The sequence below is a fragment of the Pseudogulbenkiania ferrooxidans 2002 genome, from assembly GCF_000174355.1.
Lineage (GTDB): Bacteria > Pseudomonadota > Gammaproteobacteria > Burkholderiales > Chromobacteriaceae > Pseudogulbenkiania > Pseudogulbenkiania ferrooxidans.
This window is the reverse complement of sequence record NZ_ACIS01000009.1, coordinates 37,109-51,650: the sequence shown is the minus strand read 5'-3', so window position 1 is coordinate 51,650 and position 14,542 is coordinate 37,109. Positions and strand designations below refer to the sequence as shown.

Below are 14,542 nucleotides of genomic sequence, written 5' to 3'. Positions count from 1 at the left end.
GCCAAGAGGTTTTGCTCCCGGCTCTTGCTCAGCGGATGATGCCGCCGCCCAGACAGATATCACCGTCATACAGCACCGCCGACTGGCCCGGCGTCACCGCCCACTGCTTGTCGCGGAAGGTGAGGTTGGCCTCGCCGTCCACCACCGGCGACAGCGAACAGGCCGCGTCAGCCATGCGGTAGCGGTTCTTGGCGGCGTAATCACCCGGCAGCGGGGCCTCGTCCAGCGTCCAGGACAGATCGCCCATTTCCAGCGTGTTCTTCAACAGGAGGGGATGATCGTGCCCCTGCACCACGATCAGGCGGTTGCCCGGGATGTCCTTGCCGGCGACGAACCACGGCTCGCCGCTGCCATCCTTGGCGCCGCCGATGTTGAGCCCCTTGCGCTGCCCCAGCGTGTAGTACATCAGCCCCTCGTGCCGCCCGACGGTCTTGCCCTCCGGCGTCACCATGTCGCCCGGCTGGGTCGGCAGGTAGCGCTGCAGGAACTCGCGGAACGGCCGCTCGCCGATGAAGCAGATGCCGGTGCTGTCCTTCTTGGCCGCCGTCGGCAGGCCGGCCTGTTCGGCCAGCTGGCGCACCTCGGTCTTGCGGATCTCGCCCAGCGGGAACATCGCCTTGGAGAGCTGCGCCTGGTTGAGGCGGTACAGGAAGTAGCTTTGGTCTTTGGTGTGGTCCACCGCCTTCAGCAGGTAGTGCTTGCCGTCGCGCTCTTCCTTGCGCGCGTAGTGTCCGGTGGCAATGCAATCCGCCCCCAGCTCCATGGCGTAGTCGAGAAAGGCCTTGAACTTGATCTCGGCGTTGCACAGCACGTCCGGGTTCGGCGTGCGGCCGGCAGAGTACTCCTTGAGGAAGTACGAGAACACGCGGTCCTTGTATTCCTTGGCGAAGTTGACCACTTCCATGTCGATGCCGACGATGTCGGCAACGCTCATCGCGTCCAGCGCGTCCTGCTTGATCGAGCAGTATTCGTCGTCGTTGTCGTCTTCCCAGTTCTGCATGAACACGCCGATCACCTCATGGCCCTGCTGTTTCAAGAGCCAGGCGGTGACCGACGAATCCACGCCGCCGGACATGCCGACGACAATACGTTTCTTACCCGTCACGGGGAATATCCTTCTTTCCAAATAGCGAGGGGCACCACCTCGGGCGGTGCCCCGAAATCCTTGAACCAGCTGTCCACGGCCCAATCCTGACCGTTGCCGCTGTCGTGCAGCACGGCGGTGTAATGCAGGTCGAGGAAGCGCGGCGCGCGCCACGCCGGCTCGGCGACGGTGTGGAACCGCAGCCAACCCTGATCCTGCAGATAGTGCAGGAAGGTGGTGACGTTGCGGCTGTGATCCACGCAATCCATGCGTCCCTCGGCGGTACCGTCCAGGAAGTTGCCCCCCTTGTCCTGCCAGATGGGGGTGCTACGCCCTGCCATCAAGTACAACTCCCGCACCGCGGCTTTAACGGCGGCGCGCTCGGCCTCCGCCGTGGCGTCGTCGGACAGCAGACGGGCCAGGCGCAGCTTGTCATCGGCGCCGACCTCGAAGTGGGAATCACGTTTGCAGCCGTAATGGTAACAGAGGGGGAGGGCGTCCGCATGGACGTTGCTGACGGTCAGCAGCCCAAGCCAGAGCCACCACTTCATGCCTTGTCCCGGTTGTTGAGGTGCTGGATCACCGCCAGCGGCAGGCGCTGGCCGGCCAGCCAGTCCTCCAGGCTCAGCGCCACCGCCGGGCTGCGATGCTGGCGGGTACGGGCACGGATTTCCGCCGCGGTGAGCCAGGGGGCGGCGACGATACCCTCGTCCAGACGGCGCTCGGTCTCTTCGAGCAAGGCCCGGCCGCAGAAGGTGAAGCGCAGGTAGGTGATATCGCTGCCCGGCTTGTCAGCCAGGTAGATGCCCACCAGCGCTTCCGGCTCGAAATGCCACGCCGTTTCTTCCAGCACTTCGCGGCGCACCGCCTCGAACAGCGTTTCGCCATGTTCCAGATGACCGGCCGGCTGGTTCAGGCGCAATCCTTCGGGGGTGTCTTCTTCCACCATCAGAAAGCGGCCTTCGCGCTCGATGACGGCGGCCACGGTGACATTCGGTTTCCAGATTCTCATGGGGTGGTCGGTTCCAGTTGACAATGGTTCTTGTTTATCCGCATAATGATAATAATTCACATTTATATGTGCTGGGTGAAAACATGTACGTTTGTCTTTGTCATGGTGTGACCGACACGCAGATTCGCGACGCCGTCATGGACGGGGCAACCCGCCTGCGAGACGTCGCTCAGCAACTGGGCGTTGCGACCGACTGCGGCCGTTGCGCCTGCTGCGCCCACCAGTTGATCAAAGAAACGTTGACCGAGCTCACCGCCGAAGCCCATTCCCCCTTTCGCGAAGTCGCCTGAGCCGCGCTGCTTGCGGCGCAAACTGCACCGCAAGTCACACCACTCGGCCTTGCGCTGGTAAACCCGTGTGCAATAATTTCAAGATATGCGCACAGGAGCTTGTCATGCAAGGCGATAAAAAAGTCCTAAAATTCCTCAATCAAATCCTCAAGAACGAACTTACCGCCATCAACCAGTACTTCCTGCATGCCCGCATGTACAAGAACTGGGGTCTCAAGAAGCTCAACGAGCACGAGTATCACGAATCCATCGACGAGATGAAGCATGCCGATCGGCTGATCGAGCGCATCCTGTTCCTCGAGGGCCTGCCCAATCTGCAGGATCTGGGCAAGCTGTACATCGGTGAAAAGCCGCAGGAAATGCTCGAACTCGACCTCAAACTGGAACTGGAGGCGCTGCCACTGCTGCGCGAAGCCATCACCCATTGCGAGAGCGTCAGCGATTACGTCACTCGCGATCTGCTCGAAGACATCCTGGAAAGCGAAGAAGAGCACGTCGACTGGCTGGAAACCCAGTTGGGCCTGATCGAGAAGGTCGGTCTGCCGAATTATCTGCAGAGCCAGATGGAAGACTGAGCGGTCGCAAGACCGTAATGGAACAAGGGGGCCTAGGCCCCCTTGTCGGTTTGCGGCGATCAGCTGCCGCTGCTGGTACTGGCCGGTGTCGCGTCCGGGGCGTCGCTCTCCTCCCACGGTAGATCGACCTTCTTGTGATTGATGGTCATCATCCCGTGCTTGTATTCCAGATCGGTGGAAATCTGGCCGTTCTGCTGCTTCAGATAGCCCTGCTCGGTCCATTGCGCCAGCTGGCTGTCGAGCAGGCTGCGCGCCAGGTCGTCGACTTCCTTCAGGTTCGGCTGGTCTTCCGCCGAAGCGTCGACGGTGAACAGGTTGCGCGCCTGCGCCACCACCAGGTCTTCCAGGGTCTGGCGCGGCAGGTTGACGCTGGCCTCGGCCTCGAAGCGTTTGAGGAAGGTCAGCGGGTTTTGCAGGTCGGTCTTCTGGAAGCCGGTGAGCGTCAGGTTACCCTTGAGCCGCGCTTCGCCGCTCGGCATGCGTAGCGAGAACTCGTTGACCACCAGGCGCGGGTTGTTTTCCAGCAGCGGCACGCCGTAGGTCTTGATGGCATTGACGTAGCGCTGGCGCAGGATGGTCGGGTCGACCCCTTCGAACGGAATCTTGCCGATCTCCTGATCAAGCTTGAGCAGGGTCGGGCCATGCAGATGGTTGGCCGAAACATCCAGCTTCATCGGGCCGTAGTGCTTGTCGTTGAGATTGAAGCTGGCGAAGTCGAACTTGCCGCGTGTATTGACGAACTCGTCCTGCTCGCTGGTCACCATCTGGTAACGCAAGTCTTTCAGCCCCACGTTGGACGGGCGGAATTCGCCGGATGGGTTGATGAACTCGCCGACGCGAATGCGCGTCAACACGTAGACCAGTTCGTTGAGCTTGAGGTTGTACGGAACGCTTTCCTTCCAGTTGAGCTGGACGTTGCCTACCGTCAGCTCGCTGGTGCCAAGCTTGATGCCGCTGCTGCCCGGACGCACGTCCGACAGGTATTTGACTCCGTCGAAGGCCAGCGAGCCCTTGGTCGACGCTTCGAGCAGGAACCCGGGCGAGAGCGCCTCGGTCTTGTATTCCTTGTAGCCAGAGGCGTAATCGACCTTGAGGTCGAAGCCCTTCCACTTGACCTTCACCCCGGACAGCGCTTCGTCGTAGTCGAATGAAGGGATGTTGACCTCCAGCAGGCCGCCGCCGCCGAAGCCCAGACGGTTGGTGACGGTGATGGGCTCCTTGTCGCCAAAGAACCGCGACAGCGTCTTGCGGGTGGCGTCGCTCATGGCGAACTCGGTCGACACCAGGGCGCGTGCCGGGCGGAAGTCGAAGCTGCCGATGCCTGGCAGCGGGCCGTGCTTGACGTGATGGGTAAAGCGGATGGTCGAGCCGAGCAGGGGACGCAGGTTGTCCGGCAGCATGGCCTCGTACGGCCCCGACAGGCGGCGGTTGAAAGTGAGTTCGGTGGTCTCGGTGGACGAGAACCAGCCTCGTTCATAGCTGTGGGACTTCACCTTGAACAGAGGAAACTCCGCCAGCATGCGGTGTTGTTCGGCCAGCGTATCCTCGGCCTTGAGACCAGCCCAGTAGGCGGCCCCACCGTACAGGACGAACAGGCCACCCAGTACCCCACCGGCAATGATCAGACGTTTTTTTTGCGGCACAAGCATCGGCTTCTGAAAGTGTAAAAAGACATCATATGTTACACCAGAGCGCTAGGGGAACACATCGGCGAAGAAAGAGTCTGACATGAGCGTAACTATTTATTACAATGGGACTTTATCCCTGATGAGGTGTGCGATTTAATGGAATGGATTAATGGTTTGATTGACTTACCGTGGTGGGGATATGTCGCCGTCGCCCTGGTGCTGACGCACATTACCATCGCCTCGGTGACCATCTTCCTGCATCGCCATCAGGCTCACCGCGCTCTGGACCTGCACCCTGTCCCGAGCCATTTCTTCCGTTTCTGGCTCTGGCTGACCACCGGCATGGTGACCAAGGAGTGGGCCTCGGTGCACCGCAAGCACCACGCCCGCTGCGAAACCGCCGAAGACCCGCACAGTCCGCAAGTGCTGGGTATCAGGAAAGTATTCTTCGAAGGCGCCGAACTTTACCGCGCCGCCTGCAAAGACCGCAGCACCATGGAGAAGTTCGGTCACGGCACGCCGGACGACTGGCTCGAGCGCAACGTCTACACTCGCCACAGCGCCAAGGGCATCATCCTGATGCTGGCGATCGATCTCGTGCTGTTCGGCCCGATAGGGCTGACCATCTGGGCGGTGCAGATGATCTGGATTCCGCTGACCGCGGCCGGGATCATCAACGGTATCGGCCACTACTGGGGCTACCGCAACTTCGAGAACGAAGACGCCTCCACCAACATTCTGCCCTGGGGTATCCTGATCGGTGGCGAAGAGCTGCACAACAACCACCACACCTTCGGTACCTCGGCCAAGCTCTCCTACAAATGGTACGAGTTCGACATCGGCTGGATGTATATCCGCATCCTGGAAATGCTGGGGTTGGCGAAGGTTCGCAAGGTCGCGCCCAGGTTGGCCGAAGATCCGTCGCGTCCGCACCTGGATATCGAACATCTGCAGGCGGTGGTCGCCAACCGTTATGCCTTGGCAGCCCGCTATGCGCGCGAACTGAAAGACGTCTATCGCAGCGAGATCGAGAAGCTGGGCCAAGGTAATCTGGCCGGCAAGATGAAGACCTGGCTCAAGCAGGAAGCCAAAGATACGCCGGAAGAAGAGCGCAAGCAGCTGGCGGAACTGCTGGAAAAGAGCCATGTACTGCAGACCATCTACACCATGCGCCAGGAGTTATCCCGTTTGTGGGAGCGCTCCAGCCTGACGCGAGAGCAACTGCTGAAAGAGCTGCAGGAGTGGTGCGCCCGTGCCGAGGCCAGCGGCATCGAAGCGCTCAAGAGCTATGCCCAGCGTCTGCGCCGGGTGGCCGTTGCCTGATCAGGCATGAGCCAGAGCGGGTTCTGATACACTGCACGACGGCGGGACGCACTCCCGCCGTTTTTTATTGTCGGGCTCCAAGGGGAGCCCGGGCGCGAATTCCACTGCATAAGGATTGCCATGACCATCTATCGTCACAAACCGGGCAAGCGGCTGGCCGAGGCGGCCGTCGTCAACGGCATGATTTTCCTGGCCGGCCAGGTGCCGGAAAACACCGACTCCGACGCACGCGAGCAGACCGCCAACGTGCTGGGTCAGATCGACACGCTGCTGGCCGAGCTGGGGTCGGACAAGACCAAGATCGTCGATGCCACCATTTTCCTCGCTTCGCTGTCCGACTACGACGCCATGAACGAGGCTTGGGACGCCTGGGTGGCCGAAGGTCACGTACCGGCACGGGCCACGGTCGAGGCCAAGCTCGCCAATCCGGCCTGGAAAGTCGAGATCAAGATTGTCGCCAGCCGCTGCTGAGAGTAGTGAGTGTGCACAAAAAAACCCGGTCGATGAGCCGGGTTTTTTTGTTGGAGCAGGCGGCTTACTGGGTGATCACTTCGCGCCAGAACACGCCCTTCACCGCGCTACCGGTGCCGCCGCTGGTCGTCAGTAGCGTGCCGACGTCGACATTCAGTGTGTCGCCGTCGGTGGTACGGATCATCGCCCTGTAATCCCCGCTCGACAGCTTGACCACGGTCGGACGGCTGGCCAGGAAGTGGGTGTCGGAGAGTCCGGCGCTGGTTGCAGCGCTGGCCAAGCTGAAATAGCCGGTTTGCAGGCCGGTCTGGTAGTCGATTACGTACAGCCAGCTTTCCATGGGCGAACTGTTGTTGGTATCACAGGGGTTGGACGGTTTGTTGGCGGTGAACAGCACCTTGCCGTTGGCAATAGCGGCGGAGTTGATCACGCGTTGCCCCGTCGGCAGGTTGGCGGCCCAGCCATAACTGGAGAGGTTGCTGGCGACCCCGACGGTGGTACTGGCACTGGTGTCGTAGTTGCTGGAGGCTAAGGTCACCGTGCTCAGCTGGTTGGGAACGGTGGCGTCGTTGCTGTCGTTGTAGCTGGTGACGGTATCGATGCGGTCGATCAGGCCGTACATGCTGCCGCTGGCGGTGGTGAGATCGGAAGGCGTCAGGTAGCGCCCGGTACCGATGTAGACGAAGCGCTTAGGCGTGCCGTCGATGGTGATTTGTCCCAGTTCGGGCTCGCTGCTGATCGGGGCGCCCAGGCTGGCGAGTTTGTGCACGTTCCAGCTATTGCTGTCGGTCGAGGTCAGGTCGAAGCGCCAGACGTTGCCGTCCAGGTCGCCTCCATAAACATACTGGACCTGGTTCAAAGACGAATAGCTGTCGGCGAAACCGGCGATGTAGTTCAAACCCTTTCCGCTCACGCTGAATTTCTTGATGAGTGCACCGGTCGTCAGGTTCACGACGTACAGGTAGCTGTTCGAGGCAAGACTGCTGAGATCGAATGTACTGAAGCCGCTGGCAAAGATGGCTACCTTCGTTGTCGTGGTACCTATGGTGACCTGGGTGATAATGGGGCGACCATAAAGGTAGCCGGTATCGCTGTCCACAGTCGTGGCCCCACTGCTGTTGTCGAAGGTCCACAGCGGGGTCGGCAAGGTGGTGATAGTCGGAGTGCTATTATTTTGGTTCGTACTCTGGTTTGTTCCTAGGCTCAGAGAAAAGATTCCTTTGGCCCCTTTAGCAAAACCACTAGATAGATAATATGTATTGGTCGTCGTGGTAGTGTTACCACTGGTAGAGGTGGTGGTGAATTTATCTATTGCCGGTGTGGCGTCAAGCCAGTACTTGTGGGTGTAGCCGCTGGTGACGTAGGCCTTGATCTTGTTCGGAGCATCGCTTTGCCCGATGGAGTTCAGGAACGCTTTCGGGATATAGGTCCAAGCTTCACTGCCGTTGCTGCTGTTGTTGGCACCGATGGTGCTGTTGTTGTGCGTGAAGGCGTGCAGCATGCCGTCGTTGGCGGCCTGAATGACCATATTCAGCCCGGAGACGTAGACAGGCTCGCTGTGGACGATCGTACCTAGACGTTTAGCAGGAATACGGTACGTTGTCCCGAGCGTCACGCTGGGGTTGCCGGTGGTGCTATTGACCCCTTTCAGCAATTTGATGATGTTTTCGCAGTCCGACTCGCTCGATGCGCCGAGATAGGTTTGATTGGTTGCAGAGCAAAAGCTGCTGGTGTCCTGAATTTCGGTCGCCGTGCCACCGATGTTGGTGTAGAACTTCCTGCTGCTGTTATTGCCGCTCAGGCTGCTGTTGCTCAAGGCGGTCAGGATCGTCTGGGCGCTCCATTGCGCGGTGCTGCTGATCGAACCCGTGGTGGGGTCGATGGTGAAGGCCTTGAGGTCCCCCGTCATCATGGTGGCGGTGTCGTCGTAGTAAGAGGCGAACAGTGTGCTGTCCCCCTGCACGATATTGGAGTTGGTCACCGCGGCTGCAGAGCCCCCTTGCGAGCTGTCGACGCTGGTGGTGCACACCTCGAGAGGGGTGTCGGGCAGGGTGGTCGACGCGTCGGCCTGCGCCAGCAAGGGTGTCGCCATCAAGATGCCGGCCAGCGCAAATTGCCTGGTAATCCTTCTTACCGTGGACATGATCATGTTTCCTATCGGGTGAGGATGGTCTGGGAAATGCTCAGACTGCTGCCTGGACCTTCGGCGCGGCTGGTGACGCGGTAGTAGATGCTGTTGCTTGAACTGAGCCCGGAAAACACGGTGCTTCCAATCTTCTTGCTACCGCCCAGCGTGCTGGTGCTGCCGCTGGAGGGGATGGCGTATTGGCATTTGCCGGCCTTGTCGGTGACGGCCGTGCCCAGGGTGCCGGTGCACAGCCGCTCGATGATGAATTTGACGGTGTAGCCCGAACTGTTGCTGACGTTGATGGCGCTGACCGTGGACCAGTCGAGGTTGTCGGGAACGCCGTCGCTATTGGTGTCCAGGTCCACCGGATAGTAGCAATTGTTGAAGGTGGTCGAGTTGGTGCTGCAACTGGCGGCATTGGAGCCATCCAGCGTGGTGCTGCTCAAGCTGCCGAGCGCCGATAAGCCGTATTGCAGCCCGACGTCGGTGAGGTGGATGCCGCCTTCCCGGAAGGCGAGGTTGCGTGTCATCAGTCCGGAGAAATCCACCACCCGTACCATGGCCACGCCGATGAGCAGGATGGCGATCATGGCGATCAGGGTGATGACCAGCGAGACGCCGTGCTGGGCGCTCTTCAGGGGGCGTGTCGTCATGGCTAGCCGGCGGACCATATCGTGTTCCTCAGCGGGATGACGCTTTCGTAGATGCGGTATTTGTAATGCTGCCATTCTGTGCCGCCCGCGCCACCGTCCAGCCGTACCTTGGTGCCGCTCCAGATGCAGATGCCGTTGGAGAAGCCGGAACAGGCGGTGGTCACGATGCCGCTTTCGCGTTTCGGGACGCGGGATACCACGGCCAGCTTCACCGCCTGCAGGGTCAGTATCTTGGTCAGGCTGGCGCTATCGGCGGCGAGGGCTGACTTGGCATAAGAGCCGGTGGCATCGGTCCAAGTGTAGCTGCTGCCGCTCTTGATCCCATACTGTGCCTGCATATTGACGATGTTCTCGCCCAGCGTGTAGTTGACGGTGGAGGTTCGCATCGAGGCATCGGCCAGCTTCAATTGGCGGTTGGTTTCATCTACCGAGTAAGTGCTGGTAATGACGTCGGAGCCTAGCTTGATGATGTAGTTGCCGGCAGAGTAGGTAGGGTAGCCGTTGGAGTTTTCATAGTTCGTGGCCGGATTGTAGGTGGTGCCGTTGTCGTTGTTACCCGGGTTCTGTTGCAGCTTTAGTGCGGAATTCTGTTTCTGGGTCAGGTCGAAGCGGGTGCAGTTGCCGGTGCTGGGATCGTACAAAACGGAGAAGGTGTTGACTTCGAAACCGGACACGGTGCTGACGTCCAGTTCCGACGAGCTGGGCGGCATGGTCTTGCTGAGGGTGGTCAGGCCGAAGCTGAGGTTGCCTTTACCTCCCCTGACTTCGATCTGGTCCGCTTCACCATTGGTGCCGCCGTCGATGATGATCAGGGGGGCGATCGAGACGCCGAAAGCCGCGCCGGCGAAATTGGGATCTTCGCCGCCATTAGCACCATTGGTGCCGATGTAGGCATAACGGGTGGAGCAGTTGATCAGCGTCCCGATCTGAGTGCCGTAGCCCGCGCTGCGGATTGCCTGTTCCATCAAAACCATCGAGGTCAGGCCCTGGTTCTGGCCCTCCGAGGCCGAGTCCGTGGTTTTGCGCTGGTTCCACCACAGCCCCATGATCTGCGACAGCATCAGCGTGGTGATCAGCGCGATGGTTAGCCCGATCATGATTTCGATCAGGCTGATGCCGGACTGGCGGCGCGGGGAGCGTAAATGCGGCTGATTCATGGTGATCGCCTCAGGAGGTGGGGATCAGCGTGGTGGTGGTGAAATGGCGCACATCGCTATCGGACGTGTTTTGCCAGCAGATCGTGACGGTGATCTGGTTGGCGGAACCGCTAAGGGTCGAGGCGATGGTGACGGATTGGCGAGCCGCAGTGGCATTGGGCAGGGTCGAGCTGATCGAACTCAGCCAGTTGCTGATCTCGGCCTGGCTGGAACTGGTGCTGCTGCCATCGCAGGTATGGCCGCTGTTGAAGGCGAAGTTGGTGGCAAAGCTGCCGCTGGCACGGGCCGCCCACATCTGCCCGATCAGGCTGTTGGCGAGGTAGGTGGCTTGTCCGCGGTACTGGTTCTCGCTGTTGGCGCGGATGGTGAAGCCTTGCAGGGCGATCAGGGCGAGGATGCTGATGGCGAAAATGGCCATGGCGATCAGGGCTTCGATCAGGGTCGAGCCTTGCTGGTTTTGCCGTGAGATGCTTGGGCGGGCCATGGTCAGCACTTCCTCGGGTCGGTCGAACTGGTGACGTTGGGGTCGCACAGCTTCAGCGCGCCCCCCGTCTGCAGGGTGATGCGCATGTCCTTGCTGTCGGCCGCGGCGATAGTGGTGACGTCGAAGTTCAGTTGCGTCAGCGGTGTGGTGTCGCTGATGCGGCCGAGCCCATTGAAGGTGACGGTGGTGACGGTCGAGGGCGTCGGGGTGATCGTTACCTTCGGGGCATCCTCGGCAAAATTCTTTTGCTGCAGCACTGCACCGGTGTCGACGCGCTTGATCTGCCAGATTTTCTTGGTGGTCGAGTCAAAGCTCAGCTGCACGGCCGTGTTGGTGCGGATGGCTTCGGCGCGCGCCAGTTGCAGGCTGGCCATGGCGGTATCGGCCGCGTTGCGGATCTGGTGATTCATCAGCCAGGTCGAAAAACTGGGCACGGCAAAAGCCAGTACGACGGCCATCAGCACGATCGAGATCAGCATTTCGATCAGGGAGAACCCGCGCTGGCGCATCCGCTTCAACATTCGTCCCCCTTGATCAGCCAGCAGGACTTGCTAACCGTGCTGCCCTTGTACTGGGTGGTGCTCTTGCTGTTGCTCTGATCCAGGCTGTAAACGTAACCGGCCATTACCGTGGTGCCGGTGGCGCCGAGGGTATAGCCGGTGCTGCCGCTGGCGGTACAGGCCAGGGTGAAATAGTCGACGGTAGAAGGAGTGGCGCCGCAGGTGGTGCCGGAGGCGGCGTAGCTGCGGTTGTCGGCGTAGTACTGCTCCAGGCTCACCCGGGTTTGCGACAGCTGGGCCAGCGCTGCGTTGATGCGGCTGCGCCGCACGTAATCCTGATAGGCCGGGACGGCGAGCGACATCAGGATGGCCACTACGACGATGGCAATCAAGAGTTCAATCAGGGTGAATCCCGCCCAAGCTTTTCTCATAATTTTTCCGGACTCGTCCAATCTTTATCATGATAGTCGAAAGAGTACGGTTTAAGGCGCTGATGTGCCGTTGTTCTGTTTGATTTTAAGTGGCGTGTGGCGTCGACGCCGACAGGAAATCACGACAAACGTTCAATGCCGTGGTGGTGACAGTCGGGCTGGTGGGCTCGAGGACGGTGATGTCGGGCATCGAGCGCAGCCAGGTCAGTTGGCGCTTGGCCAGTTGCCGGGTGGCGGCGATGCCTTTGTCGAGGAAATCGGCGTAGCTGGCTTGGCCGTCGAGGTGCTCCCAAGCCTGACGGTAGCCGACGCAGCGCATCGAGGGCAGGTCGGGCGTGAGATCGGGGTAGCGTTGGCGCAGGCGCACGACTTCGTCGAGGAAGAACTGTTCCAGCATCAGCCGGAAGCGCAAGGCGATGCGCTCGTGTAGCCAGGCGCGGTCGTGCGGGATCAGCGCCAGTTTGAGCATCTGGAAGCGGGCGGCCTGGTTGCGTCCTTCTGCGTGCCACGCCGAGAGCGGTTTGCCGGTAAGCCGGAAGACTTCCAGCGCGCGCTGGATGCGCTGCGAGTCCAGCGGTTCGAGGCGCGCGGCGGTGATCGGGTCGGCTTCGGCGAGTTGTGCGTGCAGTGCGGGCCAGCCGTATTTGGCGGCCTCGAGGTCGAGTTGGGCGCGGGTGGCGACGTCGGCGGGTGGCATGTCGGAGAGGCCGTCGATCAGCGCCTTGAAGTAGAGCATCGTGCCGCCGACCAAGAGCGGCACCTTGCCGCGTGCAGCGATATCGTCGATCAGGCGGTTGGCATCAGCGTGAAACTGCGCTGCGGAATACGCTTCCAGCGGGCTGATGATGTCGATCAGGTGATGGGGCACCTGCGCCATCTCGTCACGGCTGGGCTTGGCGGTACCGATATCCATGTCACGGTAGACCAGCGCGGAGTCGACGCTGATGATTTCCACCGGAAAGTGGCGGGCCAGTTCGAGTGCCAATCCGGTTTTGCCGGAGGCGGTGGGGCCCATCAGCAGGATGGCTTTGGTGGGGGTGGTCATGGGGTGCGGCGATGAGTGCGACAAGGCGATATTGTCGCACCGGGCGAGGCTTCGGCCAACCTTTGCAGCGTGAGGCAAGCTTGGCCACATGGCGATGAGAACTTATCCCCGTAGGCGAGCAAGCCAAGGCAGGTTGAGTGCCGCGGAATGCAGGAGCCGCAATGCACACGGGGTACATGAGGATTCCGTATCGCTGAGCAATTCACTCCGCGATAAAGGCGCTCGCAGGGCGCCGCGGTACTCAAAATGCAAAGGCGTAGCCGCCTAATGGGGGCCGTTCTCAGACTGGGGCGGTTTCGTCGACAAACTGGCGGATCGCCGCCAGTAGCGTCTGGCCACGCGCGTCAGCCGTCGCTTCCAGCGTGGCAATCTCCTCCAGGCACTGGGCGCGGTGGCGGCCGGGGATGGCGCCATCGATCAGCTTGCTGCGGCACCAGCTCTGCCAGCGCTCCTGCTCGGCGGCCGACAGCGAGGCCGGAAAGTTGCGGGCACGGTAACGGAACAGTTGCTCGGAGAGTTGTGCATCGTCGAAGGCCGGGCGTTCGCCGGCGAGTTGCACCGCCGACAGCGTGCGCAGCCGGGTGAGTTCGCGGCGGTCATTGTTGGAAACGAAGCCGCCGTAGAGGTTTTCATCCACGTCGGCGGGTGCGCCGGTCTCGCGCTGATAGACCTTGCGCCAGACCGAGGTCAGGTTCGGCAGGGCTTGCGCGGTTTCGGCGTGGCGTGTGACCGCGTCCAGGTCGATGCCCCAGTGATCGGCACGTTCATCGCTCAGAACGCGCAGGTTGCTCACGACGAACGGCGATTTGTTGATGTGGATGGTCTTGATCGGCAGCCGGCTGACGCCATCGGGCAGCTCGTCGCTGCGGCTGAACAGGCGTTGGCGGATCGTGTCCGGGCCGAGTCCGCGCAATTCGGCGGGGTCGTAAGCCAGGTCCCAGACGATCACTTCATTCTTGTTGCTCGGGTGTTCGGCCAGTGGCCAGACCACCGCCAGGTTGCCGCGCTCGGCACCGTACATGCCGGAGACGTGCAGCAGTGGGCGCGGGGCGTGCAGGCTGAGTTGGTGGCGTACCGCGTCCTTCTTGCGCAGGCCGAGGTAGAACTCGAACAGCTTGGGCTGGCGCTGGCGGATCAGCCGTGCCAGCGCGATGGTGGCGCGCACGTCGGACAGCGCATCGTGCGCGGCCTCGTGGGCCAGGCCGTTGGCGGCGGACAGGTGCTCGAGCTTGAAGCTGGGCAGGCCGGTGTCGTGCTTGGGCCACTCGATGCCTTCGGGGCGCAGCGCGTAGGTGGCGCGCACCAGGTCGAGCAGGTCCCAGCGCCCGCACTGGTTCTGCCACTCGCGGGCATAGGGGTCGATCAGATTGCGCCAGAACAGGAAGCGGGTGACTTCGTCGTCGAAGCGCAGCGAGTTGTAGCCGACGCCGATGGTGCCCGGCGTGGCCAGTTCGCGCTCGATCACGCCGGCGAATTCGTGCTCGGCCACGCCGTGTTGCTGGCACAGCTGCGGGGTGATGCCGGTGAGCAGGCAGGCTTCGGGGGAGGGCAGGTAGTCCGGGCTGGGCCGGCAATACAGCATGACCGGTTCGCCGATCTCGTTCAGCTCGGCATCGGTGCGGATGCCGGCGAACTGCGCCGGACGATCCTGGCGTGGCACGGTGCCGAAGGTCTCGTAGTCGTGCCAGAAGAAGGTGTGCTGTGACATGGCGTGGCGGGCAGGGGTAAAGGCGGCATTGTCGCACCGCTGCGGGCTTCGGC

At 61.4% G+C, this 14,542-nt stretch carries 16 protein-coding genes; 4 read left to right on the top strand and 12 right to left on the bottom strand.

Annotated elements, in window-relative coordinates; genetic code table 11:
* Positions 1 to 28: 28 nt before the first annotated feature.
* The 3 genes from mnmA to FURADRAFT_RS15790 are packed head-to-tail and all read right to left on the bottom strand — an operon-like array spanning position 29 to position 2,096.
* Complete coding sequence (gene mnmA, locus FURADRAFT_RS15800; RefSeq protein ID WP_008955159.1) at positions 29 to 1,105, bottom strand: tRNA 2-thiouridine(34) synthase MnmA; 1,077 nt, start codon at positions 1,103 to 1,105, stop codon at positions 29 to 31.
* Positions 1,102 to 1,635, bottom strand: a complete 534-nt coding sequence (locus tag FURADRAFT_RS15795; protein WP_008955158.1) for a hypothetical protein — start codon at positions 1,633 to 1,635, stop codon at positions 1,102 to 1,104. Before FURADRAFT_RS15795 ends, mnmA begins: the two co-directional genes overlap by 4 nt.
* Positions 1,632 to 2,096 carry an NUDIX hydrolase gene (locus FURADRAFT_RS15790; RefSeq protein WP_008955157.1) on the bottom strand — a complete coding sequence of 155 codons (465 nt, stop codon included), beginning with the start codon at positions 2,094 to 2,096 and terminating at the stop codon, positions 1,632 to 1,634. Before FURADRAFT_RS15790 ends, FURADRAFT_RS15795 begins: the two co-directional genes overlap by 4 nt.
* Positions 2,097 to 2,119: 23 nt before the next feature.
* On the opposite strand from FURADRAFT_RS15790, the gene FURADRAFT_RS15785 reads away from it, so the two are divergent.
* Together FURADRAFT_RS15785 and bfr are read left to right on the top strand one after the other, a co-directional pair.
* Positions 2,120 to 2,386 (top strand): bacterioferritin-associated ferredoxin, encoded by a 267-nt coding sequence (locus FURADRAFT_RS15785; RefSeq protein WP_008955156.1) that lies wholly within the window; start codon positions 2,120 to 2,122, stop codon positions 2,384 to 2,386.
* Positions 2,387 to 2,490: 104 nt separating this feature from the next.
* Positions 2,491 to 2,961, top strand: coding sequence for a bacterioferritin (gene bfr, locus FURADRAFT_RS15780; RefSeq protein ID WP_008955155.1), 471 nt, complete (start codon positions 2,491 to 2,493; stop codon positions 2,959 to 2,961).
* Positions 2,962 to 3,020: 59 nt separating this feature from the next.
* On the opposite strand, the gene FURADRAFT_RS15775 is transcribed toward bfr, so the two are convergent.
* Positions 3,021 to 4,610, bottom strand: coding sequence for a YdgA family protein (locus tag FURADRAFT_RS15775; RefSeq protein ID WP_008955154.1), 1,590 nt, complete (start codon positions 4,608 to 4,610; stop codon positions 3,021 to 3,023).
* 153 nt (positions 4,611 to 4,763) lie between these two features.
* Here FURADRAFT_RS15775 and FURADRAFT_RS15770 point away from each other — a divergent pair, with 153 nt between their 5' ends.
* Complete coding sequence (locus FURADRAFT_RS15770) at positions 4,764 to 5,912, top strand: DesA family fatty acid desaturase (RefSeq protein ID WP_236261609.1); 1,149 nt, start codon at positions 4,764 to 4,766, stop codon at positions 5,910 to 5,912.
* Between the two features lie 120 nt (positions 5,913 to 6,032).
* Positions 6,033 to 6,383: a RidA family protein gene (locus FURADRAFT_RS15765; protein ID WP_008955152.1), complete on the top strand. Its 351-nt coding sequence runs from the start codon at positions 6,033 to 6,035 to the stop codon at positions 6,381 to 6,383.
* A gap of 64 nt (positions 6,384 to 6,447) precedes the next feature.
* On the opposite strand, the gene FURADRAFT_RS15760 is transcribed toward FURADRAFT_RS15765, so the two are convergent.
* The 8 genes from FURADRAFT_RS15760 to sbcB form a co-directional block, all read right to left on the bottom strand.
* A complete protein-coding gene (locus FURADRAFT_RS15760; protein ID WP_008955151.1) occupies positions 6,448 to 8,526 on the bottom strand; it encodes a pilus assembly protein in 2,079 nt (692 codons plus the stop codon).
* 11 nt (positions 8,527 to 8,537) lie between these two features.
* Positions 8,538 to 9,164 carry a pilus assembly PilX family protein gene (locus FURADRAFT_RS15755; protein WP_236261608.1) on the bottom strand — a complete coding sequence of 209 codons (627 nt, stop codon included), beginning with the start codon at positions 9,162 to 9,164 and terminating at the stop codon, positions 8,538 to 8,540.
* Between the two features lie 2 nt (positions 9,165 to 9,166).
* The gene (locus FURADRAFT_RS15750) at positions 9,167 to 10,321 is read right to left on the bottom strand and encodes a PilW family protein (protein ID WP_008955149.1); all 1,155 of its coding nucleotides are present in this window, start codon (positions 10,319 to 10,321) and stop codon (positions 9,167 to 9,169) included.
* Positions 10,322 to 10,331: 10 nt separating this feature from the next.
* Positions 10,332 to 10,805, bottom strand: a complete 474-nt coding sequence (gene pilV / locus FURADRAFT_RS15745; protein ID WP_008955148.1) for a type IV pilus modification protein PilV — start codon at positions 10,803 to 10,805, stop codon at positions 10,332 to 10,334.
* Positions 10,806 to 10,807: 2 nt separating this feature from the next.
* Complete coding sequence (locus FURADRAFT_RS15740; protein ID WP_008955147.1) at positions 10,808 to 11,326, bottom strand: GspH/FimT family pseudopilin; 519 nt, start codon at positions 11,324 to 11,326, stop codon at positions 10,808 to 10,810.
* Complete coding sequence (locus FURADRAFT_RS15735) at positions 11,320 to 11,736, bottom strand: type IV pilin protein (RefSeq protein ID WP_008955146.1); 417 nt, start codon at positions 11,734 to 11,736, stop codon at positions 11,320 to 11,322. The genes FURADRAFT_RS15740 and FURADRAFT_RS15735 overlap by 7 nt, the downstream gene beginning before the upstream one ends.
* A gap of 85 nt (positions 11,737 to 11,821) precedes the next feature.
* Positions 11,822 to 12,781: a tRNA (adenosine(37)-N6)-dimethylallyltransferase MiaA gene (miaA, locus tag FURADRAFT_RS15730; protein ID WP_008955145.1), complete on the bottom strand. Its 960-nt coding sequence runs from the start codon at positions 12,779 to 12,781 to the stop codon at positions 11,822 to 11,824.
* 280 nt (positions 12,782 to 13,061) lie between these two features.
* Positions 13,062 to 14,489, bottom strand: a complete 1,428-nt coding sequence (gene sbcB, locus FURADRAFT_RS15725) for an exodeoxyribonuclease I (RefSeq protein WP_008955144.1) — start codon at positions 14,487 to 14,489, stop codon at positions 13,062 to 13,064.
* Between the last annotated feature and the right edge of the window lie 53 nt (positions 14,490 to 14,542).

Excerpts from the sequence above, each read along its gene's own strand:
- FURADRAFT_RS15765 (WP_008955152.1), top strand. The coding sequence starts at position 6,033 with ATGACCATCTATCGTCACAAACCGGGCAAGCGGCTGGCCGAGGCGGCC.
- pilV (WP_008955148.1), bottom strand. The coding sequence starts at position 10,805 with ATGGCCCGCCCAAGCATCTCACGGCAAAACCAGCAAGGCTCGACCCTG.
- FURADRAFT_RS15755 (WP_236261608.1), bottom strand. The coding sequence starts at position 9,164 with ATGACGACACGCCCCCTGAAGAGCGCCCAGCACGGCGTCTCGCTGGTC.
- FURADRAFT_RS15785 (WP_008955156.1), top strand. The coding sequence starts at position 2,120 with ATGGTTCTTGTTTATCCGCATAATGATAATAATTCACATTTATATGTG.
- sbcB (WP_008955144.1), bottom strand. The coding sequence starts at position 14,489 with ATGTCACAGCACACCTTCTTCTGGCACGACTACGAGACCTTCGGCACC.
- bfr (WP_008955155.1), top strand. The coding sequence starts at position 2,491 with ATGCAAGGCGATAAAAAAGTCCTAAAATTCCTCAATCAAATCCTCAAG.
- FURADRAFT_RS15750 (WP_008955149.1), bottom strand. The coding sequence starts at position 10,321 with ATGAATCAGCCGCATTTACGCTCCCCGCGCCGCCAGTCCGGCATCAGC.
- FURADRAFT_RS15795 (WP_008955158.1), bottom strand. The coding sequence starts at position 1,635 with ATGAAGTGGTGGCTCTGGCTTGGGCTGCTGACCGTCAGCAACGTCCAT.
- FURADRAFT_RS15740 (WP_008955147.1), bottom strand. The coding sequence starts at position 11,326 with ATGTTGAAGCGGATGCGCCAGCGCGGGTTCTCCCTGATCGAAATGCTG.
- FURADRAFT_RS15760 (WP_008955151.1), bottom strand. The coding sequence starts at position 8,526 with ATGTCCACGGTAAGAAGGATTACCAGGCAATTTGCGCTGGCCGGCATC.
- FURADRAFT_RS15790 (WP_008955157.1), bottom strand. The coding sequence starts at position 2,096 with ATGAGAATCTGGAAACCGAATGTCACCGTGGCCGCCGTCATCGAGCGC.
- FURADRAFT_RS15735 (WP_008955146.1), bottom strand. The coding sequence starts at position 11,736 with ATGAGAAAAGCTTGGGCGGGATTCACCCTGATTGAACTCTTGATTGCC.
- FURADRAFT_RS15775 (WP_008955154.1), bottom strand. The coding sequence starts at position 4,610 with ATGCTTGTGCCGCAAAAAAAACGTCTGATCATTGCCGGTGGGGTACTG.
- miaA (WP_008955145.1), bottom strand. The coding sequence starts at position 12,781 with ATGACCACCCCCACCAAAGCCATCCTGCTGATGGGCCCCACCGCCTCC.